The 23,917-nt window shown below is 62.4% G+C and carries 19 protein-coding genes and 1 tRNA gene; 9 read left to right on the top strand and 11 right to left on the bottom strand.

Going from position 1 to position 23,917, the window contains the following annotated elements; genetic code table 11:
- Window positions 1–14: 14 nt before the first annotated feature.
- Window positions 15–1,463, bottom strand: coding sequence for a dihydropyrimidinase (gene hydA / locus B3098_RS02185; RefSeq protein WP_286890483.1), 1,449 nt, complete (start codon window positions 1,461–1,463; stop codon window positions 15–17).
- 318 nt (window positions 1,464–1,781) lie between these two features.
- Between hydA and B3098_RS02190 the strand changes: the two genes are divergently transcribed.
- Window positions 1,782–2,462: a GntR family transcriptional regulator gene (locus B3098_RS02190; RefSeq protein WP_172802177.1), complete on the top strand. Its 681-nt coding sequence runs from the start codon at window positions 1,782–1,784 to the stop codon at window positions 2,460–2,462.
- A gap of 75 nt (window positions 2,463–2,537) precedes the next feature.
- On the opposite strand, the gene B3098_RS02195 is transcribed toward B3098_RS02190, so the two are convergent.
- From B3098_RS02195 to htpG, 4 genes are all read right to left on the bottom strand, one after another.
- Window positions 2,538–3,737: an MFS transporter gene (locus tag B3098_RS02195; protein ID WP_286890484.1), complete on the bottom strand. Its 1,200-nt coding sequence runs from the start codon at window positions 3,735–3,737 to the stop codon at window positions 2,538–2,540.
- A gap of 192 nt (window positions 3,738–3,929) precedes the next feature.
- Window positions 3,930–5,195 (bottom strand): type II toxin-antitoxin system HipA family toxin, encoded by a 1,266-nt coding sequence (locus tag B3098_RS02200; RefSeq protein WP_286890486.1) that lies wholly within the window; start codon window positions 5,193–5,195, stop codon window positions 3,930–3,932.
- Window positions 5,192–5,443 carry a type II toxin-antitoxin system Y4mF family antitoxin gene (locus B3098_RS02205; protein ID WP_191579026.1) on the bottom strand — a complete coding sequence of 84 codons (252 nt, stop codon included), beginning with the start codon at window positions 5,441–5,443 and terminating at the stop codon, window positions 5,192–5,194. The genes B3098_RS02200 and B3098_RS02205 overlap by 4 nt, the downstream gene beginning before the upstream one ends.
- A 234-nt stretch (window positions 5,444–5,677) precedes the next feature.
- The gene (gene htpG / locus B3098_RS02210; protein WP_175184782.1) at window positions 5,678–7,576 is read right to left on the bottom strand and encodes a molecular chaperone HtpG; all 1,899 of its coding nucleotides are present in this window, start codon (window positions 7,574–7,576) and stop codon (window positions 5,678–5,680) included.
- Window positions 7,577–7,785: 209 nt separating this feature from the next.
- Between htpG and B3098_RS02215 the strand changes: the two genes are divergently transcribed.
- The 7 genes from B3098_RS02215 to B3098_RS02245 all read left to right on the top strand — a co-directional run bounded on the left by B3098_RS02215 (window position 7,786) and on the right by B3098_RS02245 (window position 16,610).
- Window positions 7,786–9,177 carry a uracil-xanthine permease family protein gene (locus B3098_RS02215; RefSeq protein WP_191578656.1) on the top strand — a complete coding sequence of 464 codons (1,392 nt, stop codon included), beginning with the start codon at window positions 7,786–7,788 and terminating at the stop codon, window positions 9,175–9,177.
- Between the two features lie 155 nt (window positions 9,178–9,332).
- Window positions 9,333–9,417 (top strand) — tRNA-Leu (locus B3098_RS02220).
- A gap of 376 nt (window positions 9,418–9,793) precedes the next feature.
- Window positions 9,794–10,114 (top strand): nucleotide pyrophosphohydrolase, encoded by a 321-nt coding sequence (locus tag B3098_RS02225; protein ID WP_286890489.1) that lies wholly within the window; start codon window positions 9,794–9,796, stop codon window positions 10,112–10,114.
- Complete coding sequence (locus tag B3098_RS02230; RefSeq protein WP_286890491.1) at window positions 10,111–12,300, top strand: DNA/RNA helicase domain-containing protein; 2,190 nt, start codon at window positions 10,111–10,113, stop codon at window positions 12,298–12,300. Before B3098_RS02225 ends, B3098_RS02230 begins: the two co-directional genes overlap by 4 nt.
- 203 nt (window positions 12,301–12,503) lie before the next feature.
- The gene (locus tag B3098_RS02235) at window positions 12,504–14,666 is read left to right on the top strand and encodes a LamG-like jellyroll fold domain-containing protein (RefSeq protein WP_286890492.1); all 2,163 of its coding nucleotides are present in this window, start codon (window positions 12,504–12,506) and stop codon (window positions 14,664–14,666) included.
- Between the two features lie 407 nt (window positions 14,667–15,073).
- On the top strand, window positions 15,074–15,829 hold the full coding sequence (locus B3098_RS02240; RefSeq protein WP_286890493.1) for a hypothetical protein: 756 nt from the start codon (window positions 15,074–15,076) through the stop codon (window positions 15,827–15,829).
- A gap of 151 nt (window positions 15,830–15,980) precedes the next feature.
- A complete protein-coding gene (locus tag B3098_RS02245; RefSeq protein ID WP_286890495.1) occupies window positions 15,981–16,610 on the top strand; it encodes an HAD family hydrolase in 630 nt (209 codons plus the stop codon).
- Between the two features lie 30 nt (window positions 16,611–16,640).
- On the opposite strand, the gene B3098_RS02250 is transcribed toward B3098_RS02245, so the two are convergent.
- From B3098_RS02250 to B3098_RS02275, 6 genes are all read right to left on the bottom strand, one after another.
- Complete coding sequence (locus tag B3098_RS02250) at window positions 16,641–16,859, bottom strand: hypothetical protein (RefSeq protein WP_286890497.1); 219 nt, start codon at window positions 16,857–16,859, stop codon at window positions 16,641–16,643.
- The gene (locus B3098_RS02255) at window positions 16,856–18,025 is read right to left on the bottom strand and encodes a PepSY-associated TM helix domain-containing protein (protein ID WP_286890499.1); all 1,170 of its coding nucleotides are present in this window, start codon (window positions 18,023–18,025) and stop codon (window positions 16,856–16,858) included. Before B3098_RS02255 ends, B3098_RS02250 begins: the two co-directional genes overlap by 4 nt.
- A gap of 10 nt (window positions 18,026–18,035) precedes the next feature.
- Window positions 18,036–20,231, bottom strand: coding sequence for a TonB-dependent receptor (locus B3098_RS02260; RefSeq protein WP_286890502.1), 2,196 nt, complete (start codon window positions 20,229–20,231; stop codon window positions 18,036–18,038).
- A gap of 188 nt (window positions 20,232–20,419) precedes the next feature.
- The gene (locus tag B3098_RS02265) at window positions 20,420–21,109 is read right to left on the bottom strand and encodes a 4-carboxy-4-hydroxy-2-oxoadipate aldolase/oxaloacetate decarboxylase (protein WP_286890504.1); all 690 of its coding nucleotides are present in this window, start codon (window positions 21,107–21,109) and stop codon (window positions 20,420–20,422) included.
- Window positions 21,106–21,825, bottom strand: coding sequence for a PIG-L deacetylase family protein (locus B3098_RS02270; RefSeq protein ID WP_286890506.1), 720 nt, complete (start codon window positions 21,823–21,825; stop codon window positions 21,106–21,108). Before B3098_RS02270 ends, B3098_RS02265 begins: the two co-directional genes overlap by 4 nt.
- A gap of 66 nt (window positions 21,826–21,891) precedes the next feature.
- Window positions 21,892–22,896 carry a Bug family tripartite tricarboxylate transporter substrate binding protein gene (locus B3098_RS02275; protein ID WP_286890508.1) on the bottom strand — a complete coding sequence of 335 codons (1,005 nt, stop codon included), beginning with the start codon at window positions 22,894–22,896 and terminating at the stop codon, window positions 21,892–21,894.
- 110 nt (window positions 22,897–23,006) lie between these two features.
- Between B3098_RS02275 and B3098_RS02280 the strand changes: the two genes are divergently transcribed.
- Window positions 23,007–23,900 carry a LysR family transcriptional regulator gene (locus tag B3098_RS02280; protein ID WP_286890509.1) on the top strand — a complete coding sequence of 298 codons (894 nt, stop codon included), beginning with the start codon at window positions 23,007–23,009 and terminating at the stop codon, window positions 23,898–23,900.
- Window positions 23,901–23,917: the final 17 nt, after the last annotated feature.

Genomic DNA, 23,917 nt, shown 5'->3' on the forward strand with positions numbered 1-23,917 from the left:
GTATTCGGGTGCTGCTAGCGCCAGGCCGGTTGCGCGTTCTTGCGCGCACTGGGCGGCGCCAGGCTGGGTAATTCGCGCGGCAAGAACATTCCTTGACCCGCCGCGCCTGCAAAACTCGAGCCGTCCCAGACGACCTGACCGCGCAGCAGCGTCAGCGCGGGCCACGCCCGTAGCTGCATGCCGGCATAGGGGGTGTAGTCCCCCGCGTGGTGCAGGTGTTCGTTGCCGAGCGTGAAATCACGCTCTTCCCAGATCACCAGGTCGGCGTCACTGCCGATTGCCAGCGTGCCCTTGCGCGGATACAGGCCATAGGCTCGCGCGGGCTGCGTCGCGGTCAGCTCCACAAAGCGGTTCAAGCTGATGCGCCCGCCCAGCACGCCTTCCGAGTACAGCAGCGGCATGCGGGTCTCGATGCCGGGGATGCCGTTCGGGATATGGCGGAAAGCCACCTCCTTGCCGCCGGGCGTCTTGCCGTCTTCGCCGGTCAGGTTGAACGGCGAGTGATCGGACGAGAACACCGTAAACAGGCCATCCGCCAGCCCCTGCCAGATCTCTTCCTGGCTGGACGCGTCGCGCGGCGGCGGGCTGCACACGCACCGCGCGCCTAAATAGCTATCGTCCATGCCCAGATCTTGCGCTGTCAGCAGGAGGTACTGCGGACAGGTCTCCGCGTATACGTTCAGTCCTTTGGCGCGCGCCTCGCGAATCTGCTGCACCGCCTCGCCGCCCGAGATGTGCACCAGCAGGATCGGCACATCGATAAGCTCGGATAGCGCAATCGCGCGGTGGGCGCCCTCGCGCTCCACCAGCGTGGGCCGCGACACCGCATGAAACCGTGGCGCCGTACGCCCCGCGGCCTCCAGGCGGCGTGTCAGCCAGGCGATGCAGTCGGAGTTTTCGGCATGGATCATCGCCATGCCGCCATGCATGCGCGCCACGTCCAGCACATCCAGGATCTGAGCGTCGGACAGCTTGAGCGCGTCGTAGGTCATGTACAGCTTGAACGAGGTGTATCCGGCCTCGATCAGGCGCGGCAGTTCCTCGTTCAGCACGGCGGGGGTGGGGTCCGTCAGGATCAGGTGGAAGGCATAGTCCACGCATGCGCGGCCTTCAGCCCGCTGGTGGTAGTCGTCGACGGCCGCCTGCACCGTGCCCCCCTTGCGCTGCGCCGCGAACGGAATCACGGTGGTCGTGCCGCCGCAGGCGGCCGAGCGCGTGCCGGTGAAAAAATCGTCTGCCAACTTCACCGGTGGCGCCATGGGCTGATCCAGGTGGCAATGCGCGTCGATCCCCCCCGGCGTCACCACGCGCCCCGCCACGTCGATTTCACATAGCCCGGGCGCCAGGCCGCGCCCGATTTGCACGATGCGGCCGTCGGAAATCGCCAGATCCGCGCGGCAGGTATCGCCGGCAGTCGCCAGCACCGCGTCGCGCAGCACCAGATCAAAACCCTGCTTCGTCATATGCGTCGGCCCGTCTGATCCGTCCTTCCCTGGCTGCAAAAGCGCGGCCGGATGGACATGTCGTGAGCGGATTCTAGGCCGAATACAAAAATGATTACGCTAGTGATTACCCTAAAATATACATTTCAAGTCCAAATTGTTAACATTATTTTTGACATCACTTGGCTTCAATCCACAATGGCGGTGCCTGATCGGGTATCTTCACGGTCACCCAGTCAGGCTGGGGCCAACACGACGTCTACAAGCGGCGAAGAACCGCTCATCACCCACGGCGGCGATCCCGCCCTGGCATCAAACGCGCAAATCAACAACGAGCCCATGGCATCAGACAAACGCGACACCTCGGTGACCGGCATTTACGAACGCATCTACCGCGCCATCCTGGACAACCGCCTCAAGCCCGGCACCAAACTGGTCGAAGAGCGCCTGGCCGAAATCTTCGAAGTCAGCCGCCCGCGCATCCGCGAGGTGCTGGCGCGCCTCGCCCACGAGCAGATCGTTGAACTATTCCCGCAACGCGGCGCCTATGTGGCCAAGCCGTCCATCGAAAAGGCGCGCGATGTCTTTGAGGCTCGCAGGCTGATCGAACCGGCCGTCGTGCGGCGACTGACGCAAAATCTGACGCCCGAAAAGCTGGCGCGCTTGCGCGAGCACGTCGTGCTGGAGCACGATGCCCGCAAACGCGACGACAAGCGCGCCATCATCCGGCTGGCAGGTGAATTCCACATCCTGCTTAGTGAACTGGCGGGGAACGGGGAACTGGCGCGCACCATGCGCGAACTCTCCACGCTGACGTGCCTGGTCATCTTCCTGTACAACCTGCCCACCGCCACCAGTTGCCGGGACGACGAACATGAACTCATCACCGAGGCAATCGCGGCCCGCGATTCGCAGCGCGCCGAGGAACTGACCTTGCATCACCTGGAGCACATCGAACAAAGCGTGAAGCTGGAATCGGTGGAAGAGTCGGTCGACTTGGAAGACGTCTTCAAGTTCTGAAGCCCATCCATGTGAAAAGCCCCGGCGGAGAGCTTTCCGCCGGGGCTTTTCATCACGCTGCCCGCAGACCGAACCTCAGCAGCCCTGCATCGCCACCTTACGCCGGCGCACATTCCCGGCGCGCTGCACCAGCACCAGCGCCAGGCCGGCCGTTGCGATCAGCGCGCCGGCAATCGGCACCGCCGCGTAGCCCATGCCCGCCGAAATCACCGCGCCCCCGGCCGCCGCGCCCACCGCGTTGCCCAGGTTGAACGCGCCCACGTTCATCGACGAGGCCAACCCCGGCGCATCCGTCGCGGCGCGCATCACGCCCATCTGCAGCGGCGGCACCACCGCGAACGTCGCGATACCGAAGATCAGGAGCGCGATCGCCGCACCGACCGGCGTCGAGGCCAGCCACGGAAACGCCAGCAGGTCCACGATGACCAGCACCAGGAAGAAGATCAGCGTGCCATCGAGCGAGCGGTCGGCCATGCGCCCGCCCACGCCGTTGCCCAGCGTGAAGCCCAGACCGATCAGCACCAGCATGCCCGTCACGAAAGCCGGCGACGCGCCAGTGATCTCGGCCAGCGTCGGCGCGATGTACGTGTACAGCGTGAACATCGCCCCCGCCCCCAGCACCGTCGTCAGCAGGGCCAGCAACACGGCGGGGCTGCGCAGCACCGCCAGTTCATGACGCACGTTGGGACGACGCCCGGCCTCACCCGCAGGCAACGCCAGCCACAGCGACAGCATCGCAATCAGGCCCAGCACCGCCGTCGCAAAGAACGACATCCGCCAACCGATCGTCTGTCCCAGCCACGTCGCGGCCGGCACCCCGCCCACGTTGGCGATGGTCAGGCCCATGAACATCGTCGCCACCGCACTGGCCTGCTTGTGCCGAGGCACCACGCTGGCGGCCACCAGCGAGCCCAGGCCAAAGAACGCGCCGTGGTTCAGGCTGGTCACCAGGCGGGCCAGCAGCAGCGTCGTGTAGTTGGGCGACAGCGCCGACAGGATATTGCCGATGGTGAAGATCGCCATCAGCAGGATCAGCGCCTTGCGCCGCGACCACCGCGAGAACGCCAGCGTCATCAGCGGCGCGCCGACCATCACGCCGATGGCGTAGGCGCTGACCAGCATGCCGGCGCTGGGGATGGACACGTTCACCCCCTCGGCGATGACGGGCAAGAGGCCCATGGGGGAAAACTCGGTCACGCCGATGCCAAACGCACCGACGGCAAGGGCCAACAACGGCGGGCCGGCCTTCACCGGCTGGGTTTCTTGGGAATTCATGCAAGTTCCTTGGATTCGACGGCGCCGGCAGGACGTTCCTGGGGCGCATCCGGCCTGAAATGGCCGGCGCATCGGATAGACAGGCGTGCAGTATGACGGCCGGATACTTGCAGAAAAAGGCGTCTAGCGGGCAAACACTTTTGACTTCAGGTCATTAATCCGTTGGGGAAGAACCCTCGCCAGGACAGGTCTTCAGGTTTGCAGTCCCCAGCGCTTTGCGTGCCTGCGCGTGTTCGATGTGATCCATTGCGCCAGACGCTCCAGAAGCGTCCGTTCGGTGCCCAACCGGGCCTCGTCCCACAAGCTGGCCTTTACCTGCGCCAATGCATCCGGCAATGCGCCAACGAGGGATTGCGCCACCGTACCGACATAGCGCGGGTTGAAGCCCAGATCGGTCGCCATGGCATCCAGTTGTCCCTTGCCAATGGCGCCGGGCTTGTATTCCCCGCCAATGGCAAACGCGAATCGAGCGCTCAACCCCGGATAAATCGCCGTGCACATCAGGTCATAGAATGGCGCCAGAACGTACGTCCCTTCGTCGGTCAGGAGCACGGAAAGATTCTTTGCGTGGCTGTCGTTGTTGCCCACCAGCAGATTGAACAGGATCCACTGCAAAAAACGCTTTATGTCCGGGCCCCCGACACCCGTGGCTGCCAGCAGCTTGCGGCATTCCGCCAACGTGGGGCCCCCATCCGATTCGTACTTCGCGTTCGAGGGCTTGCCCGCCAACTGGCATAGATCCAGTTGATGTAACCGCTGCAGGCCCCCTTGTCCATTCGGTACTCGGTCATACCGCCGAATCAGGCACGCGCGTGTATCTGGTTGATAACTGGCTTGCGCCACCCCCAGCCCAAGTCTTGCCGCCAGTTGCATGACCAGCGCTTCGTTCAGGGCCGATGCCCATACCCCATCGAGCCCGCGAATGTCCGGTTTGAGAATGTGGGTGGAGGGCGCCGCGCCTTCGGGCAGCGCGGGCGACCCGTCGGGCAATACGGTCAGCAGAAGCTTGTCCTGCGCGCCGGCCAGCGAAATCCGGGTTCCTTCCTCGTTCTCGGCGACCAGCGCCGGCACGCCCGTTTGCTTCAGGCGCGCGGCAATGTCCGCCCAAGTGACCGGCCGATAATGAGCGGGCTTGGGCGCTTCCCCTTGCGGCAATATCGTCAATCCGCTGGCGGTGTCGCCGCCCACGCTGCGCAGCAATCCAAACACCGTCGTCGCATGCCGGCTGGCCTGCAGGAACTTGCGCACGTGGCCTTCGGGCAGCAAGTTTTCGAAGAAGGCGTGAACGGCCTCGCTCGATTGGTCGCCATGCAGAAGCGGTATTGATGGCGAAATCGGGCGCGCATCCCGATGGCTCAGCCACACGTCGTCATAGACAAAGCGCAACGGCTGCTCATCGAACAGCCGCCCGACTTTTTGACCATCCTGGTAAATATCGAGAGCGTCCGCGTTGATCATGGGAGCCTCGCGCGCTTGGGCGCGATCTGTACTTCCAGGCCTAGCAGGTCCAGCGTATCCAGCACCTTCTGCAATTGCAGCGTCGGCTTGCCCCGCTCCAGATCCACCACGAAGCGGTTGCCCGTTCCGGATAACCCGGCCAGATCCGCTTGCAGCAAACCTTGAGAACGCCGGACGGTTTTCACCAATTCGCCCAGTTCGGCCGAAGACTGCACCGTCACTGGGAAGGCGTCTACTTTTGAACCCATAGCGACCTCCGTTTTTACCGTTCGGGAAGTTTATCCGGAATTAGGAGTTCTAACGTGAAAATTTTCCCGATCGGGAATTTTTCTGCGCTGGAAGCAGCAAATCGGTTAATTATTACCGATCGGTAATTTTTCCCTCGTGATGCACGATTTGGATCGATAACTTCCCGACCGGGAATCCGTCAATGCACAAAAAAGGGCGTCCTTCCGGACGCCCCTCTTCGCACCAACCGCCGCTTACTTCAACAGCAGCGCATTCAACCGCTTCACGAACGCCGCCGGGTCCGCAATCTGCGCCCCTTCTGCCAGCAGCGCTTGATCCAGCAGCAGACGCGCCCACTGATCGAACTCGCCATCATCAGCCGCACGAATACGCGCCAGCAGCGGATGCTCGGGATTGATCTCCAGCACCGGCTTCACGTTCGGCGCTTCCTGCCCGGCGGCCTTCAGCATGCGCAACAGGTGCGGGCTGAGTTCATTCTGGCCCACCACCACGCACGCCGGCGAATCCACCAGGCGCAGCGTCACGCGCACTTCCTTGACCTGCTCTTCCAGCGTCTTTTGCAGACGCTCGACCAACGGCTTGAAGTCCTCGGCCACTTCGGCCTGGTGCTTCTTTTCTTCCTCGTCGGCCAGTTCCGCCAGATCGAGGCCACCCTTGGCCACCGACACCAGCGACTTGCCGTCGAATTCGCGCAGGTACGACAGCATCCACTCGTCAACGCGATCCGACAGCAGCAGGACTTCGATGCCCTTCTTGCGGAAGATTTCCAGATGCGGGCTGTTGCTGGCCGCGGCGAAGGTGTCCGCCGTAACGTAGTAGATCTTGTCCTGGCCTTCCTTCATGCGCGACACGTAGTCGGCAAACGACACCGTCTGCGCCTGATCACCGGAATTCGTCGACGCAAAACGCATCAGCTTGGCGATGCGCTCAAGATTGGCCGAGTCCTCGCCCGCACCTTCCTTCAGCACCTGGCCAAACTCCGACCAGAACGTCGCGTAGTCTTCCGGCTTGTTCTCGGCCAGGTCTTCCAGCAGCGACAAGATGCGCTTGGCCGAACCCTCGCGAATGGCGCGCACATCGCGGCTTTCCTGCAGGATTTCGCGCGACACGTTCAGCGGCAGGTCCGCCGAATCGATCACGCCGCGCACAAAGCGCAGGTACGACGGCAGAAGCTGGTCGGCGTCGTCCATGATGAAGACACGCTTCACGTACAGCTTCACGCCATGACGGCCGTCGCGGTCCCACATGTCCATGGGCGCGTGCTTGGGAACGTACAGCAGTTGCGTGTACTCGCTGCGGCCTTCGACGCGGTTGTGCGTCCAGGCCAGCGGATCGTCGTAGTCGTGCGAGACCGTCTTGTAGAACTCGCGGTACTGCTCTTCCGTCACTTCGGACTTGTTGCGGGCCCACAGCGCGTTCGCCTGGTTCACCGTTTCCAGTTCGTCGGTCTTGACCTGCTCGCCCTTTTCCTGATCCCACTCTTCCTTGGCCATGCGGATCGGCAGCGAGATGTGGTCGGAGTAGCGGCGCAGGATCTCGCGCAATTTCCAGCCGTTCAGGAGTTCGTCTTCGTCGGCGCGCAGGTGCAGCGTCACGTCCGTGCCGCGGCTGGCCTTTTCAGCGGCGGCAATCGTGAATTCGCCCTGGCCGTCGGATTCCCACTGGATCGCGTCCGTGGAACCGGCGCGGCGGCTGACCACAGTGACCTTGTCCGCCACGATGAACGACGAATAAAAGCCCACGCCGAACTGGCCGATGAGCTGCGCATCCTTCTGCTTGTCGCCGGTCAGTTGCGAGAAGAACTCGCGCGTGCCCGAGCGGGCGATCGTACCCAGGTTGGCCACCGCTTCTTCGCGCGACAGGCCGATGCCGTTGTCGGAGATCGTGATGGTGCGGGCGGCCTTGTCGTAGCTGACCGTGATGGCCAGTTCGCCGTTGCCTTCCAGCAATTCCGGCTGGTCGATGGCTTCGAAGCGCAGCTTGTCGCAGGCGTCCGACGCGTTCGACACCAGCTCGCGCAGGAAGATTTCCTTGTTGCTGTACAGCGAATGGATCATCAGATGAAGCAGTTGCTTCACCTCGGCCTGGAACCCCAGGGTTTCGGACGCGGAATTCGTGGCGGTTTGGCTCATAGTTCTACGTGGCTCAGAAAATAAATTAGGGACAAATCTCGGTCGGCTGGGGCGATGCGCCCGCGCGGCCGCCCGGAAACCCTACTGATGTGGGGGCCAATGGGGACTTTTCAAGACCGGGGTGGCGGACAAGCAACCTGACAGGCGGCTGTCCCCGGTAAAATCCCGCACTTTTCTCACCTACCCCCTCCCCGGCCGGCCCTCCCGCCATGCAACCCGCCTCCCTGACCCAACCCGCCCCCCACGGCGCGTCCGATGACGCCGACACCAGTCACGACCTGGTCTACGGCCCCGACGACCGCCCCGCGCCTCCCGTCGCCTTCGTCGCCGCCCTGCAGCACCTGCTGGCCATCCTGGTCCCTATCGTCACCCCCGGCCTGCTCATCTGCCAGGCCCTGGGCGTCAGCAGCCGCGACACCACGCTGATCGTCTCCATGTCGCTGGTGATCTCCGGCATCGCCACCTACGTTCAATGCAAGCGTTTCGGCCCCCTGGGCGCCGGGCTGCTCATCGTGCAGGGCACAAGCTTCAACTTCGTCGGCCCGCTAATCGCCGGCGGCTCGGTCATGGTCAAGCAAGGCACGCCGGTCGAAGCCGTCATGGCCGCGATCTTTGGCGTCGTTATCGCCGGGTCCTTTGTTGAAATGGGCATCAGCCGGATCCTGCCCTTCGTCAAACGCCTCATCACTCCGCTCGTCACCGGCATCGTCGTGCTGCTGATCGGCCTGACGCTCATCAAGGTCGGCCTCATCAGCATGGGCGGCGGCTTCGGCGCCATGGCCAACGGCACCTTCGCCAGCGCCGAGAACCTGACCCTGTCCGGCCTCGTCCTGGGCACCATCATCCTGCTCAACCGCGTGCCGGTGGTGTGGATTCGCAGTACGGCGCTGGTCTTGGCGCTGGCGGTCGGCTACATCGCCGCTGCCTACATGGGCCGTCTGGATTTCACCGGCGCCCGCGAAGCCGCCGTCTTCCAGGTTCCGGTGCCGCTGCACTTTGGCCTGGGGTTCTCTTGGGCCTTGTTCGTGCCGATGCTGATCATTTATCTGGTCACGTCCCTGGAAGCGATTGGCGACGTCACTGCCACCAGCAAGGTGTCGAAGCAGCCGGTTGAAGGTCCGCTCTGGATGCAGCGCATCAAAGGAGGCGTGCTGGTCAACGGCGCGAACTCGCTGCTGGCTGGCGTGTTCAATACGTTTCCCAGCTCGGTATTTGCGCAGAACAATGGCGTCATCCAGCTGACCGGCATCGCCAGCCGCCACGTCGGCGTGTGGATTGCCGGCATGCTGATTCTGTTGGGCCTGTTCCCGGTTGTCGCAGGCGTCCTGCAAGCCGTGCCCGAACCCGTCCTGGGCGGCGCAGCCATGGTGATGTTCGGCGCGGTGGCCGCGTCTGGGATCAACATCCTGGCGGGCATTCAGCTGGACCGGCGCGCGCTGCTCATCATCGCCGTGTCTTTGGCGCTGGGCCTGGGCGTGTCGCAAGTGCCGGAAATCCTGTCGCACCTGCCGCACTCGGTGAAGAGCGTGCTGGAATCGGGCGTCGCCACCGGCGGGATTTGCGCACTGGTGATGAACTGGTTTCTGCCTGAGAAGAAGTGAGGTTTGGCGGGGTGTGATCGGGGTTTAGCAGCCCCGGCTTGCCCCTGTGACGGCAGGTTCGCCCCGCCGTCGCCTGACAAGATGAGAAAGACCGCATATAATCGCGGTCTTCGCATCTCCCGCAGCCGTCACCTGGACGCGCTCGCGACCCCCTAGCCCGGGTGGTGAAATTGGTAGACGCAGGGGACTCAAAATCCCCCGCCGCAAGGCGTGCCGGTTCGATTCCGGCCCCGGGCACCATCTGAAAATCCCTAGTGTTTTCGAACATCTAGAGCGATTCGTTGTCTTGCCCTGAAACCGGGGAACTTCCAAGCTGGTCAGCAAACAACCATTCTCGTACCGCCGCGACGCTCCGAGTGTCATGTCCGAACGGTTCCAACATATGGCTGTCGCCAGTATGACCCACGCCCGTACCGAGCAGTTTGATAAAAAAACGACCTGATCGTCTACCTCCAAAGCAATCGGGGCCCGATACAACGTCAAGTGCGGACCTCGACGCATCGAAGGTGAGGCGATATTCCGAACGAGTACGACCGGTCATCTAGGCGCAGAAGTGCAACATGTCGCGGAGCGGTCTATCATCCCTTCCAGCAACCTCACCCGGTAAAGGCAGGAAATGGAAGAAGTCATTCAGCGGTTGCGTGAGTTCCGCGACGAGCGAAACTGGCAGCAATTCCACAATCCTAAAGATCTAGCCATGGCGCTCAGCATTGAGGCGAGCGAACTGCTGGAAGCTTTTCTATGGAAAGCACCTCAAGCAGCGGACCCCGAGAAAGTGAAGGAAGAGCTTGCGGATGTCCTGGCCTATGCGCTGCTGCTGTCCGATGCATACAACTTCGACATTCAAAAGATCATCCTGGAAAAAATCCAGAAGAACGAAGAAAAGTATCCCGTCCACAAGGCGAAGGGAACGGCAAAAAAATATAACGAGCTATGAGTCAGTCTCACCTGGTAGAAGTGAACCGTTATCCGTTTTCTGGAAGGACGCTGACGGAAATCCAATCTGACACATATGCCTCCGACAATTGGCCTCTTGTCTACGTCCTGAGTGATCGCGACAAACGCGAAGCCTACATCGGGGAGACCACGGACCTGCTCAGCCGGCTAAGCACGCATCTTAAGCACCCGCAGAAGCGATCCTTGACGACGGTTCATCTTGTCAGCAGCGCACGCTTTAACAAGTCGGCGACACTCGACATTGAGTCTTCACTTATAAAGTACATGTCGGCTGACGGCCGCTTCAACTTGTTGAACGGCAACCTGGGACTGAGCGACCACAACTACTATCAGCGTGACGAACTCTATTCCAAGATATTTCGTGAAACCTGGGACAAGCTGCGCACCCACGGCGTTGTGGAAAAGTCGATTGAGGCTATCGACAATTCGGACGTTTTCAAATACTCGCCGTACAAGTCGCTATCTGCCGACCAGCAGCAAGGCCTAATCGAAATATTGCGATCGCTGGTCGCCCCCCGATCGAAGACTATCGTGGTTCAGGGTGGAGCAGGAACTGGAAAATCTGTCCTCGCAATATTTCTCTTCAAGCTGATTCACTCAAATCCTGACGAGTTGGACCTGCGGGAATTTTCGGAAGAAGAAAAGGAACTGCGGGACCTCGTGCGACGGATTAAACAGCTGTTGCCAAATCCGCGCATGGCCTTGGTCGTGCCGATGAACTCGTTTCGGAGCACGTTGAAGAAGGCATTCCGCAACGTTGCCGGCCTTGGCTCGCACATGGTCATCAGCCCTTCAGAACTGATCAAGCAACACTACGACATCGTCTTGGTAGATGAGTCGCACCGCTTGCGCAAACGCGTCAATCTCGGCGCATATTACGGCGCATTCGACAAAGCTTGTGTCGCCCTTGGGTTGGACCGCGACACATGCAGCGAAGTGGACTGGGTCACGACGCGATCCGACAAAGCGGTCTTCTTCTACGACCCGAACCAAAGCATAAAGCCATCCGATGCGAACTCATCGGATTTCGATGCCATCAAGTCTTCGCCCGACAGCAAACTCGTAACGCTGGTCTCGCAATTCCGGGTTCGAGCGGGGCTGCACTATGTCCAGTTTGTTGACGATCTTCTGCACGTGCGACTGTCTGCGAACAAAAAGTTCCATTCCAGCAAATACGAGTTCCAGGTCTTCGACGACTTGTCCGACATGGTGAAGGAAATTGAACGCAGAAATCGCAGCTGTGGCCTGGCACGCCTGGTGGCTGGCTATTCCTGGCGCTGGACTTCAAAAAACGACTCGGATAAGTATGACATCGAGATCGGCGACGTCCAATTGCGCTGGAACCGCACCAACAACGATTGGATAAACACGAAAGGCGCCGAAGGTGAAGTGGGATGCATCCACACCACTCAAGGCTACGACCTGAACTACACCGGGGTTATCTTCGGCCACGAGATCCGCTACGACGAAGCGCTAGACCAGATCGTCATCGAGAGCAAGAATTACCATGACAAACTGGGAAAGCACTCCATCAAAGACCCCGAGAAACTCAAGCAATACATACTCAACATTTACCGCACAATCATGCTGCGAGGCATACGCGGCACTTTCATCTACGCCTGCGATGAGGGCCTGCGAAGCTATCTACAGCGGCATGTGGAAATCTACAAGTCGAACGTCGTTCCGATTCGCCCCCCTGCGAAGCCGCTGGAACCTTACGTCAATGCAGTTCCGCTGTATGACTTGCGAGCGGCGGCTGGTGGTTTCAGCACGCTTCAGCAGGTCGAACATGAGAACTGGGTGGCTGTGCCAGATGGCATGCCCGTCGGGAAAAGCATTTTCGCCTGCCACGTCGTAGGTGACTCAATGAACGAAATCATCCCCGACGGCTCCATCTGTTTGTTTCGCTTGAATCCTGGAGGCACCCGGAACGGGAAAATCGTACTTGTGGAATGCGCCGATACTCAGGACGGCGACGCTGGCTCGCGTTACACGGTCAAGGAATATCACAGCTTTAAGATGCACACTGAGGATGGCACCGAAAATGAGCGGATTCTTCTGAAACCTCGGTCAACCAACCCCGCGGTGCCCACAGTTGAACTCAGCAAGGACGACGACGAACATCGGTATCGGGTTGTTGGCGAGTTTTTGGGGGTAATCAGTTGATTGATCCTATAGCAGATGTGACCTGCTGTATGGTCTCGGCCTCCAGACGGATCAACGGTGAAGGCAATCCCAGCATCGATCTCCTCCGACATTTGCACCCGAATCATCGCCGCTCTTTACGGTTCCCGATTCTGTAATTCCGCATTCATCATCTCGTCATCCGCCCTACCTAAGCTTCCCGCTTTTTCTGAAGGGCAGCACAGATGGCGAACGACAAGCACGACGGCAAACTTGAGGTTGCCAACAAACTCGCGGCACTGCCAACCGATGCGGATCCGCGTCGTCGCAGTTTGCTTAAGGCCGGCTTTGGCGCCACGCTGCTGCCCGTAGGCGGTTCGCTGCTGCTATCTGCCTGCTCCAGCGACGACGATGACGACGACATCACGTCGCCCGACACGCCTGGCTCGCAACCGCAACCGCAACCGCAGCCCCAACCCGAGCCGCAACCCCAACCCCTCAACATCTCCAGCTTCGCAGTAGCAGTACTGCCGGACACGCAGTTCTATTCGCGCTACGCAACCGACGCCGAAAACCAGCAGTTCATGCGCAAGTACGGCAGCGAGCCGTTCAAGGCGCAGACGCAGTGGGTGGCTGATCATTCGAAGTCGCTGGGCATTCCGTTCCTGATCCACTTGGGCGACGTCGTCGATCAACAAGGCAAACCGGATCAATGGAAAGTGGCCGATGCCGCCATGGCGATTCTGGAAGAAGCCAAGGTCCCGTATTCGATTCTGGCCGGCAACCACGACGTGATCCTGGACCGCGACTACGTCGACGCCAGCAGCCAGGCCAGCGCCACGGACGCGCAGCGCAATCTGGCTAACGAACCCTATTTGAGAACCTTCAGTGCCGATCGCGCCAAGAACCAGGCCACGTTTGGCGGCCGCGATCCCAGCGGCTTTCACGAGTATCACGTGTTCGAAGCCGAGGGCCAGAAGTTCATGGTGCTGTCGCTGTCGTGGCGCATCTCCGATGACGCGTTGACCTGGGCCAACCAGGTCATTCGCGCGAACCCGACGCTGCCGGTGATCCTGGTCAATCACCAGTTGCTGAACATCGACAAGGATGGTGTCACGCCGCTGGAAGTGCCCTACGGGCTGATGCTGTGGGACAAGCTGATCCGCGACAACGATCAGATCTTCATGACGCTGAACGGCCACTATCACGGCGCCGCGCATCTGACCAAGACCAATGCGTTTGGAAACGCGGTCGAGGAGATGGTGGTGGATTATCAGATGGCCTATCAGGGCGGCAACGGCCTGATGCGTCTGTACGAATTCGACCTCAGCAACAACGAGATCCGGGTGCTGTCGTTCTCACCGTGGGTGCCGCAGAAGCCGAAGAACACGCTCAACACGTTTGACCAGGCCATTCTGACCGGCGCGAACGAGCAGTTCACCATCAAGATGGATTTTGCGAAGCGCTTTGGCGGCTTCAATAAGGAATTCAAGGCGGCTACGCCGTCGCACACCGCGCTGATCGACCAGGCGCGCGCGTTGATTTTGGCGAACTACACGGATCCCGTCGCCGCCGAGCAGAAGCCCGCCGCCGATCCGGATGATTATCCGCAGGTGCAAGGCACGCTGGCGCACTGGCGCTTCTTTGGCGGCACCAATGGGCAGCCGGTGCCGGTGGGCGAGGTGATCGCGGACCGCGCAGGTCTGAACCCGATGCGGCGCGCGCCGCTGAATATCGACGGCGTGGCCGGTGCGCAGGTGGGCGATGTGGTCTGGTCCGACGATCACCATTACCTGTCGGCCGCGCCCGGCTCCGTGCGCTTCCTGAACACCGACAAGAACACGGCTCGCATGAGCTACTTCACGACGGATGCCGCGGCCATCATCAACGGTGAAACCGCGACTGACGGGTACACGGTGGAAGCCTTCATCAAGATCGACCGCGACTGGGTCTCGTCCAAGCACGCGTGGATGAACATCATGACGCGTGATGGCAAGCGCGGCGATCTGGCGGGATTTTCGGGCGGAGACCCCGAATCCCCGCCGCTGCTGTTTGCCGTGTCGAGCCTGCGCGAGATCCAGTGGGAAGTGGTGCCGGACGACACGGGAACGCGTAGTCCCAAGGCAAACTGGTCTGGCGAGATCATCCCCGACAAGTGGATGCACGTTGCCGTGGTGAACGATGACACCACGCACGAAACCATCCTGTACGTGGAAGGCGCGCCGGTTCTGCGCAACACCTCGGGCGCTCGCGGCCTGGCGACGTTGGCGGCCAACATGCCGTGGATCGTCGGCGCCGGTTCGTGGGATGGCGCGCGGGCCGATGGCTTCTTTGGCAGCGTCGGCGAGATCCGTATCGTCGGTCAGGCGCTACAGCCGATCGACTGGCTGACCGCGCGTCGGCGTTGATAGGCGCACGCGCCGCGGCCGGCCTTTGCCGCGGCGCGTGAGCGAGTGAGCGCGTTAAATATCGACGTCGGTTCGTTTATGCTCATCATCACTCTTGCCTTGATCATTTTGTTCGCGCAGAGAAAAGCGAGTAATCCAGGCGCAAGACAGGCGTGCCGATTCGATTCCGGCCGCCGGGCACCAGACACCTGTCTGGACTGATATCCAGGTAGTACCTCAAACCCGCACCAGCTCGCGCTCTGTGGGTTTTTGCCGTCTGGGATAATCCCGGACCTCAACCCGTCAGATCCGTCAGGAGCGCGACTCAGCGCTTCCAGACCGGTATCGAAACAATGATCATGTCCATCAAATCCCCGCTCGTGACCATCGCGCGCGGGATTTAACAGCATTTAAACAACTAAAAACCTATGCCTCTGATGACCTGGATTCACCGCTTTTGGCCGGCGCGCTGCAGCTGGCTTGCCGCATTGGCCCTCTGCGTCTACCTGCCCGCAAATGCCGCGCAGGCAACGCCATCAGACGCCATCCAGCCGCCGGCCCTCGTGTGGGGCGCCGTCCCGAGCGCGGATCTCTACCTGCTGGTGGCCAGTCCGCGCCTCAGCAAGCCCGAGCTGCAACAACTGGTCGCCGACAGGATCGGTCGTGGGATTGGCGATAACCAAACCATCACCCAGATCTGGAGCAATACGCCGGAACCCATCCAGCTATGGCTGTCGATCGATCCCGCCCGGCTTAAGGAAGCCAAGCTGTCCACGGATCAGGCATTGGAGGCGCTGGCCGCCAAACTGGATATTTCCGCCCAGCCCACCCAGGGCATTCGCCCGCCCCCTGCGTGGATCTACTCCGGCGCGACACGTGAGAAGCTGGAAGCCTGGAGCGATGCGCCCCCACGGTTGGCGGACGGCACCATCATCAACCCATCGGAATGGACGACAGTGGCATACCGGCAAGCGCCAGAATCCTGGGAAAGCTGGAACAAGGTTGGGGTAAGCCTTGCGGTGTCAGCAGAGTCGCGCCGCGATTCGTTGGACAGCATCGTCAGCGAACGCCTGAAAGCGCTGGCGTCTCACCTGCCTGATGACGTGTCGGTAATGATCCTGCCGGCGGGCCCCCGCTTGAACGAAGCCGACGGCATATTCGTCACGATCGCGCGCGACGAGTAGCCCCTCACCCGGTGCGCCTGCCTCCCTACTCATCCGAAGACCGAGGGATCCAGCAAGCCGCCAGAAGTTTTGCCGCTAGAATCCGTCGCAGACAGGTTGGACATCACGGTCCGGCCAATCACCGGAAAGACTCATTGGCGCAGGAGGTTCAATGGCAATCAAGGCCGTGGCATTCGACGTATTCGGAACCTTGGTCCACATCGAACGGCCGACCCGACCGTTCCGCAAGCTGGTCCGGCTGCTGCATGAAGCGGGTCGACCGCGCCAGCGCGACGACGGGGTCCGCGCGATGAGCAATCCGATCGACCTGCGACAGGCCGCCAGCCTGTTTGGCGGAGTGGTCAGCGACGCAGACCTGAACGCGCTTGAAGCCGAATTGCGTGAAGAGATTCAATCCATCTCGCTTTTCGCGGATGCCACGCCGACGTTGCTTGCATTGCGGGAACGCGGCATCAAGGTCGCGCTTTGCTCCAACCTGGCGGCGCCGTATGGCCCGCCGGTGCTGGACTTGCTGCCCATTCGGCCGGACTTTTGCGCCTGGTCGTACGAAGCCGGCGCCGTGAAGCCGCAAGCCGAGATCTACCAATACCTTTGTGATGGCATTGCGTGCCGGCCCGATGAAGTGCTGATGATCGGCGACACCATCGAGGCCGACATGATCGGGCCACGAAAATTCGGCATTCACGGCTATCACCTTGACCGGCACACAGCCACGTCAAAGTCAGCGGACGCCGTTCAATCGCTAAGCGACGTGCTTACGCTGATGGCCGCGCGCCACTGACGAGCGGCCGGCGGCCAGATGAAGGAGACTTCACCCGCCCCGCCCCCGCCAGGCCCACCACACCGCCCCGATCGGCGCAAAGATCGCCAACCACGACACGCCATCCCACGCCCCATCGCCCAGCAGCGCCGACACCAGTCCCACCACCGAGGCCACGCCCAGCCAGATCGGCACGCGGAACACCTCGCCAGCCGACTGCAGGTGTTCGGTGCGCGCGCCGCGCGCCTCGCTCATCTTGTTCTTGTTCATTGCGCGGCCTCCTGATGGTCGCTCTGACGCAGCGCATTGGCGGCTTCGGCAGCATCATCGGTTAAGGGCTTGGCAGCCGTCGCAGCCTTGGGCTTGCGCAGCCACAAGTACAACCCGCTACCCAGCACCACGATCGCAAACAGATCCAACACCGCCCAGAGGATCTTCAACGGCAAGCCGCCGTAATCCCCAAAATGCAGCGGCTGCGACAGGAACAAGGTCTTGACGTACCACGGCATTTCGCGCGTGTCGGTCAGTTCCCCATTCGTCGCGTCCACCAGCGCCGGCTTGAGCAGGCGCGAAGTCACGGGCGTATTGCCCTTCATGAAGAACGTGTAATGGTGCGGGCTGGAGAACATGGTCCCGGGAAACGCCACCAGGCTCACCGCCATGTCCGGCACCGCGGCACGCGCGGTGCGGATAGAGTCTTCCAGATGTGCGGGTTGCGTAACCGGCGGCAGGCCGCGGAACGGCGCGGTCATTTCCGCCATCTGGTCCATCTGCCATAGGCTCAGCACAACGCGATTCAAGGTGTTGATGCTGCCCGTGATGCCGACGACCAGCAGCCAGACGACGGTGACGATGCCCAGCAGGTTGTGCCAGTCCAGCCATTTGACGCGGGTGCTGCGCTGGGTGCGCAGCGCGCCGAACTTCAGACGTCGCATGAACGGGTAATACAGCACCACCCCGGACACGATGGCGACCACCATCAAGAGGCCCATGGCGCCCAGAAACAGCATGCCCGGCAAGCCCGCGAACATATCCGTATGCAGCTTGAGCATCACGTACATGAAGCCTTCGTCGGTGGCCGGCTCGTCCAGGACCTTGGCCGTGCGCGAATCGATGACAACCGCGTTGTTCTCCTCGGGCGGGGCGTCGACGGCGCTGGCCATCGAGACATACGTAATGTCGGGATGCTCGTCCTGATCCCAGAACATGTAGCGGAGGACTTCGCCCGGGCGCCGTTCCAGCGCGGTCTGGGCGATCTTGTCCATGCTGGCGTTGGGCGTCCCGGCGGGCATCGGCGGCGCTTCGACCACGCCTGACAGGTGCTCGATCTCTTCATGAAAAATCAGGGGCAGCCCGGTCAGACACAGCAGCAGCATGAAGACCGTGCAGATCAGACTGCTCCACTTGTGTATCCAGGACCAGGCTTGCGTGGACATATCTGCCTCCTTAGAAGGCGATGCTGGTCGAGAGCGTGTAGGTGCGCGGCGAGCCTACGAACAGATAGCCGGCCGTGGCGGTGCCCCAGTAGTTCCGGTTGAACAGGTTCTCGACGTTGAAGCGGAAAGTGACGGGGGTGCCGCTGATCTTGGTTTCGTAGCGGGCGCCGGCGTCGACGCGGGTCCAGCTTGGCACCGACAAGCTGTTGCCGGCGTTGGCATACGTTCTGTCGGTGTAGATGACGCGGCCCAACAGCGTCAACCCCGGGACGAAGGGCGTGTCCCACTCGGCGCCCAGGTTGAATTGCCAGTCGGGTACGCCGATGGCCTTGTTGCCCTGAAGGTCGGGCGTGGTGGCCTTGTTGATGACGGCGTCGATATAGCTGATGCCCCCCAACAGACGCACGCCCTTGGTGACTTCGCCGGCAAAGCTGGCTTCCATGCCGCGGTTGCGCTGTTCGCCGAACTCGCCGAAGGTGTTGCCAGAGATGCCGGAGCTGGGCCGCGTCAGCTCAAACAGGGCGACAGTAGCCAGCATGTTGTCGTTCAGGTTGTACTTGACGCCGATTTCCTTCTGCTTGGACTTGAACGGCGACAGCGTCTCGCCCGGGTTGGTGATGGCCGCGCTGGTGGGCGCGGTGTCGCCTTGCGACAGGCCTTCGACGTAGCTGGCATAGACCGACAGGTCCGGCCGCACCTTGAAGACGACGCCCGCCAGCGGCGTGGTGGCGCTCTTGTCGTAGCGCGGGCCGCTGGGCTCGCCGTTGGTGAAGTTGTAGTTCTGGCCCTGCACGTTCTGGCGGCGCACGCCGAGCGTCAACTGCAGGCGGTCGTCCATGAAGCCCAGGGTGTCGGCCAGCGCGTAGCTGGTCAGCTTGACGCTTTGGTAGCGGTTCAGGGGATTGCTGACACCCGAGATGGACGGCGTGTCGAAGGTGTTGCCGGCGTAGATGTTGGAATTGCCGGGCGGGAAACCGGTGTTGAAGCCCAGGTCTGAGTCCTGGTCCAGCAGCGTGTAGCTGAAGGCGACCTTGTGGCTCACGGGGCCGGTCTTGAAATTGCTGCGCAGGCCCGCTTCGGTGGACTTGCTGTCCACCGTCATCCGCTGCCAGCCGCCGAAAAATGAGTAATCGCCCTGCGAATTTTGCAGCACGGGGTTGGCGGCAAAGGCGTCCCAGTCCAGTTTGCGCTGGCCGTAGCCCGCGTAGGCGGTCAGGTAGTCCGTGATGTCGTATTCGATCTTGAAGACGCCAGCGGTGTTGCGGCCATCGCTCCAGCCCAGGCCGGGATACGGATTCTTGTTGCTGGGCGCCTCGGGAATCGAGGTCAGGTCGTCGCCAAGCTGGAACTGGCGCACGACGTTGTCGATGCGTTCCTTCTGCCAGATCAGGTCCAGGGACGACCGCAGTCTTTCACCGCGATAGTCCAGCGCAACCGAGCCGAGCGCTTCGCGCGTGGATTGGTCCTTGATGGGCGTGTCGCCGTCGCGCAGCATCCCGTTCACGCGGATGCCGAACGCGTTGCCTTCGCCGAAGCGGCGGCCGACGTCGGCATGCACGCCAAAGACGGAGTCCGACATGACCGAGCCCGTGAGCCGGGTGATGGGCTCATCGGTCGCGCGCTTGGGCACCAGGTTGACCACGCCGCCCACGCTGCCGCCCGGCGTCATGCCGAAAAGCGCCGCGGACGGGCCCTTGATGATCTCCACGCGTTCCAGGGTCTCGACCGGAGCGCGCCAGTACGGCGTCAGCCCGAACATGCCGTTGAACGCGAAGTCCGCAGTCGGCACATTGAAGCCGCGGATGGTGAGGTCTTCGTTGATGTTCGAACGCGCGCTGCTCATGCGCACGGACGGATCCATAGTGGCGACGTCGGCCACGGAACGCGCCTGCTCGTTCTCGATGGTCTGGGCGGTATAGCTGGTGACGCTGAACGGCGTGTCCATGACGGACGTGTTGCCCAGGATGCCCATGCGGGCGCCGCCGCCGATCAGGCCGCCGGCGATGGGCGCAGGCGCCTCGCCCAGGGCGATCGGGGCACTGGTCACGGTGACGGCGGGCAGGACGGTGATCGCGGCGGGAGCCGGGGCCTGCGTCTGCGCGGAAACCGACGCGGCATAGAGCGCGGCGCTGCCCGCCAATGCCTGCTTCACTGCCAGGGCGACGCCCTTCTGCCTGCCTTGACGGCCTTTCGATGCTTTACCCACAGCCCACCCCATGCGTTCTTTTATATAAAACGCGCATGATAAGCATTCTTATTCGTTATCGCTATGGGGGTTATCTTGATGTGGCATCGGCGCATCAATCGTGCCTTCTGTGCTGGCGGCCCTAAAAGTCATCCAGATGGCCTCATCCATCGCTTGAGGCGGTCGCCCTAGGTTTCCGCGCCGGCGTTTCAGCTCCCGGGATTACGGTCCACGTACGCCAGCCCCGCCGCGGCCAGCTTTTCCCGCATGCCGTAGATATCCAGCCCCAGTTCCCCGGCGGCCAACCGCTTGCGTTTGGCCGTCTCGTTGATCAGCCGCGCCTCGCAGGCGTCGGCGACCTGCACCGCACGCTCGCGTGGCACGATGCACACGCCGTCATCGTCGGCGATGACGACATCTCCGGGCTGCACGAGCGCTCCCGCGCACACGACCGGCACGTTCACCGACCCGGGCGTCGCCTTGACCGTGCCCTTGGCCGAGACGCACTTGGACCACACGGGAAACTGCATGTCCTTCAGCGCCGCGACATCACGGCAGCCCGCGTCGATGACAAGCCCCTGTACGCCGCGTGCGCGCATCGAGGTGGCAAGCAGTTCTCCGAACATGCCGTCCTCGCTCGACGACGCGCAGGCCACGACGACGATATCGCCCGGCCGGCAGAGTTCGATCGCAACGTGCAGCATCCAGTTGTCGCCCGGCTGCGCCAACACCGTCACGGCACTGCCTGCGATGGATGCGCCTGCGTACACGGGCCGCAGGTAGGGTTGCAGCAGGCCGGTGCGATGCTGCGCCTCGTGTGCGGTGGCCACGCCTGCCGACGCCAGGCGTGCGATGACCCTGCTGTCGGCGCGGTCGATGTTCCTGACGGCGATGCTCATGCCAGCTCCCCGGTGACTTGCGGGAACACGCGCTGGTAGCCTTCTGCGTACTTGATCTTCAGGTTCGAGTTGCGCGATGCCTGCACGCCGCGCTGCAAGGCGACGCGCGTGTAGTACTCCCACAGGTGTTCCTGCGCGGCCATGGTTTCGAAGGCCCGGCGCTTCTGGTCCCAGACTTCGGAGATATCGAGCAGCACTTCGGGCTTCCACTCGCACTGCTCGGGCTGATGCGGCTCGAACAGAAATACGGGCGGCGCGCCAAGCACGGCCTGCTCGGGATGGTGCCCGTGCGCCTGCGCGATCACGCGGGCTTCCTGAGCGACGTGCGTGGCCAGCGGATGGTCGAAGTTGTAGGGGTCTTTTTGCGAATGCGTCAGCACGAATTCCGGCTGCAATTCGCGGTACACGTCCACCAGTTCAAAAAGGGCCACGTCCGAGACGCGCAGCGGATAGTCGCCGCAGTCCATGAACCGGATGTCCGCGCCCAGGATGTCGGCCGCCAGACGTGCTTCGTCGCGGCGGTCGGCCTTGACGCGTTCCAGCGTCATGCCCGGCTGCTTCCACAGCTTGGCGGATTCGCCGCGTTCGCCGAACGACAGGCAGACCACGGTCATTTTCCAGCCGCGTTTGGCGTACAGGGCGATGGCGCCGCCCGCGCGCCAGACGAAGTCCGCGGAGTGCGCGCTGACCACCAGCCCGTTCTTTTGCCGTTCCATTTCAGTTCCTCTATGCATGGTTGCCGGCCGGACCCGCGCTGCGGACCCGTACCGGCGCGAGCGCGGTCAATCAGCCTTGATGCCCGCGTCCTTGATGACCTTGGTCCACTTGGTGGTTTCCGCCGCGACAAATTGTGCGAACTGCTTGTCCGTCCCGGGCGTGACGACCGCGCCCATTTCGCCGAAGCGCTGCTTTACGGCGGGGTCCTTCAATGCGGATTGCAGCGCGGCATTCAACTTTGCCGTGACCTCGGGCGGCAAATCCTTGGGGCCGATCAGGCCCCACCACACCGTGGCCATCGCGCCCGGCAGGCCCTGCGACACCCCCGTGGGCACCTCGGGCAGCATGCTTGCCGGCTCGTCGTCCAGCACGGCCAATGCGCGCAGCTTGCCCGCCTTCACGTGCGAGACGACTTCCAGCGGGTTGATGGACATGAAGGAAATCCGCTGCCCCAACAGGTCGGTGACCGCGGGCGAACCGCCTTTGTACGGCACATGCAGCGCCTTCATGCCGCTCTCGCGCTTGAGCAGTTCGCTAGCCAGATGGCCGGAGCTGCCGTTGCCGGCCGACGCGTAGGTCAGCTTGTCGGGATGCGCGCGGCCATAGTCCGTCAGGTCCTTCAAGGTCTTGAACGACGACTCGACCGGCACCACCACGGCCAGCGGCGCATAACCGATGGCGCCCACGGGGGTGAAGTCGTGCGCGGGATCGAAGGTCAGCTTGGAGAACAGCGCACCGTTGGCGGCCAGCGTATTCGACGCGGTCAGCAGCGTATAGCCGTCCGCCGGGGCGCGCGCCACGGTGTCCAAGCCGATATTGGTGGCCGCGCCAGGTTTGTTTTCGACGATGATCGTCTGCTTCAGCGCATCACCCATTTTCTGGCTGACCAGGCGGGTGACGATGTCCACGCCACCGCCGGCGGCGTACGGCACCACAATACGGATCGGCCTGTCGGGGAAATTGGCCTGCGCGGCAGCCGGCAGCGGCGCCAGCATGGCGGCGATCAATGCGCCCACGCCTGCGGCGGCGGCAAACGTGCGGCGGGACCGGGAGGGCTGAAAAGCCTTCATGGTTGTCTCCTGTGTCGTTATACGTGTTGGTATGGCCGAATGATGCGCGGCGTACACTCATACCGTCCAATACCGTTTTTCAAGACCATCTATTTGCTTTCCAAATCAATATGGATTTCCGCCAACTGCGTTACTTCGTTGCCGTCGCCGAGGAACTGAGCTTCAGCCAGGCCGCGCGCCGGCTGCACGTCAGCCAGCCGCCCCTCAGTCTGCAGATCAAGGCGCTGGAAGAAGAACTCGGGGCGCCGCTCCTGACCCGCACGAGCCGCAGCGTGGAACTGACGCAGGCGGGCGCGCTGTTCTTGGACCAGGCGCGCCGCGCGCTGTCCCACTTGGAGCGCGCCGGCGAGGTCGTGCGGCAGTCGGCGCTGGGAGAAACCGGGGAAATCCGCGTGGCGTTCACGGCGTCGGTGCCGATGTTCGACGCCTTTCCCCGCATCGTGCATGCCTTTCGCACGGACTTTCCCGGCGTGGGCGTGGACCTGAGCCATCAGTCGACGGGCCAGCAATTGCGGGCGCTGGCTTCCAAAGACATCGACGTGGGATTTCTGCGGCCATCCATCCTGTTCGTGCCGCCGCCCAACATCGCGACGCTGCCGCTGTGGACCGACCGGCTGATGGCCGCCCTGCCGCAATCGCATCCGCTGGCGCGCCGTGACACGCCGCTGTCAATGACGGACCTGGCGGACGAATCCTTCATCCTGTTCCCGCGCGGACTGGGCTGCGGCCTGTTCGACCACGTGAGCGTACTGGCCAACCGGGCGGGCTTCGCCCCGCAAGTCGGCCAGGAGGCGCGCGAAGGCGCGACCATCATCGGTCTGGTCGCGGCGGGGATGGGCATTTCCATCCTCCCCGACACCTACATGAAGACGGGCATTCCCGGCGTGGCCTATCGCGAACTGGATACGCCAGACGCCCAAAGCCAGGTGCTGCTGGCGTATCGTTCGGAAGACGGCTCCCCGCTGGTGCAGCGGTTCCGCGAGACCGCTTCGGCCGTGCAGTAGACGGCAGAGGCCGCGGA

The organism is Achromobacter sp. UBA2119, assembly GCF_002331005.1.
Lineage (GTDB): Bacteria > Pseudomonadota > Gammaproteobacteria > Burkholderiales > Burkholderiaceae_B > Achromobacter > Achromobacter animicus.

Bases quoted from the DNA above. Each gene is read 5' to 3' on its own strand.
- B3098_RS02205 (WP_191579026.1), bottom strand. From the start codon at position 5,443: ATGGGTTCAAAAGTAGACGCCTTCCCAGTGACGGTGCAGTCTTCGGCC.
- htpG (WP_175184782.1), bottom strand. From the start codon at position 7,576: ATGAGCCAAACCGCCACGAATTCCGCGTCCGAAACCCTGGGGTTCCAG.
- B3098_RS02255 (WP_286890499.1), bottom strand. From the start codon at position 18,025: ATGTCCACGCAAGCCTGGTCCTGGATACACAAGTGGAGCAGTCTGATC.
- B3098_RS02250 (WP_286890497.1), bottom strand. From the start codon at position 16,859: ATGAACAAGAACAAGATGAGCGAGGCGCGCGGCGCGCGCACCGAACAC.
- B3098_RS02245 (WP_286890495.1), top strand. From the start codon at position 15,981: ATGGCAATCAAGGCCGTGGCATTCGACGTATTCGGAACCTTGGTCCAC.
- B3098_RS02200 (WP_286890486.1), bottom strand. From the start codon at position 5,195: ATGATCAACGCGGACGCTCTCGATATTTACCAGGATGGTCAAAAAGTC.
- B3098_RS02275 (WP_286890508.1), bottom strand. From the start codon at position 22,896: ATGAAGGCTTTTCAGCCCTCCCGGTCCCGCCGCACGTTTGCCGCCGCC.
- B3098_RS02215 (WP_191578656.1), top strand. From the start codon at position 7,786: ATGCAACCCGCCTCCCTGACCCAACCCGCCCCCCACGGCGCGTCCGAT.
- B3098_RS02195 (WP_286890484.1), bottom strand. From the start codon at position 3,737: ATGAATTCCCAAGAAACCCAGCCGGTGAAGGCCGGCCCGCCGTTGTTG.
- B3098_RS02230 (WP_286890491.1), top strand. From the start codon at position 10,111: ATGAGTCAGTCTCACCTGGTAGAAGTGAACCGTTATCCGTTTTCTGGA.
- B3098_RS02280 (WP_286890509.1), top strand. From the start codon at position 23,007: ATGGATTTCCGCCAACTGCGTTACTTCGTTGCCGTCGCCGAGGAACTG.
- B3098_RS02225 (WP_286890489.1), top strand. From the start codon at position 9,794: ATGGAAGAAGTCATTCAGCGGTTGCGTGAGTTCCGCGACGAGCGAAAC.
- hydA (WP_286890483.1), bottom strand. From the start codon at position 1,463: ATGACGAAGCAGGGTTTTGATCTGGTGCTGCGCGACGCGGTGCTGGCG.
- B3098_RS02240 (WP_286890493.1), top strand. From the start codon at position 15,074: ATGCCTCTGATGACCTGGATTCACCGCTTTTGGCCGGCGCGCTGCAGC.
- B3098_RS02270 (WP_286890506.1), bottom strand. From the start codon at position 21,825: ATGGAACGGCAAAAGAACGGGCTGGTGGTCAGCGCGCACTCCGCGGAC.
- B3098_RS02265 (WP_286890504.1), bottom strand. From the start codon at position 21,109: ATGAGCATCGCCGTCAGGAACATCGACCGCGCCGACAGCAGGGTCATC.
- B3098_RS02235 (WP_286890492.1), top strand. From the start codon at position 12,504: ATGGCGAACGACAAGCACGACGGCAAACTTGAGGTTGCCAACAAACTC.
- B3098_RS02190 (WP_172802177.1), top strand. From the start codon at position 1,782: ATGGCATCAGACAAACGCGACACCTCGGTGACCGGCATTTACGAACGC.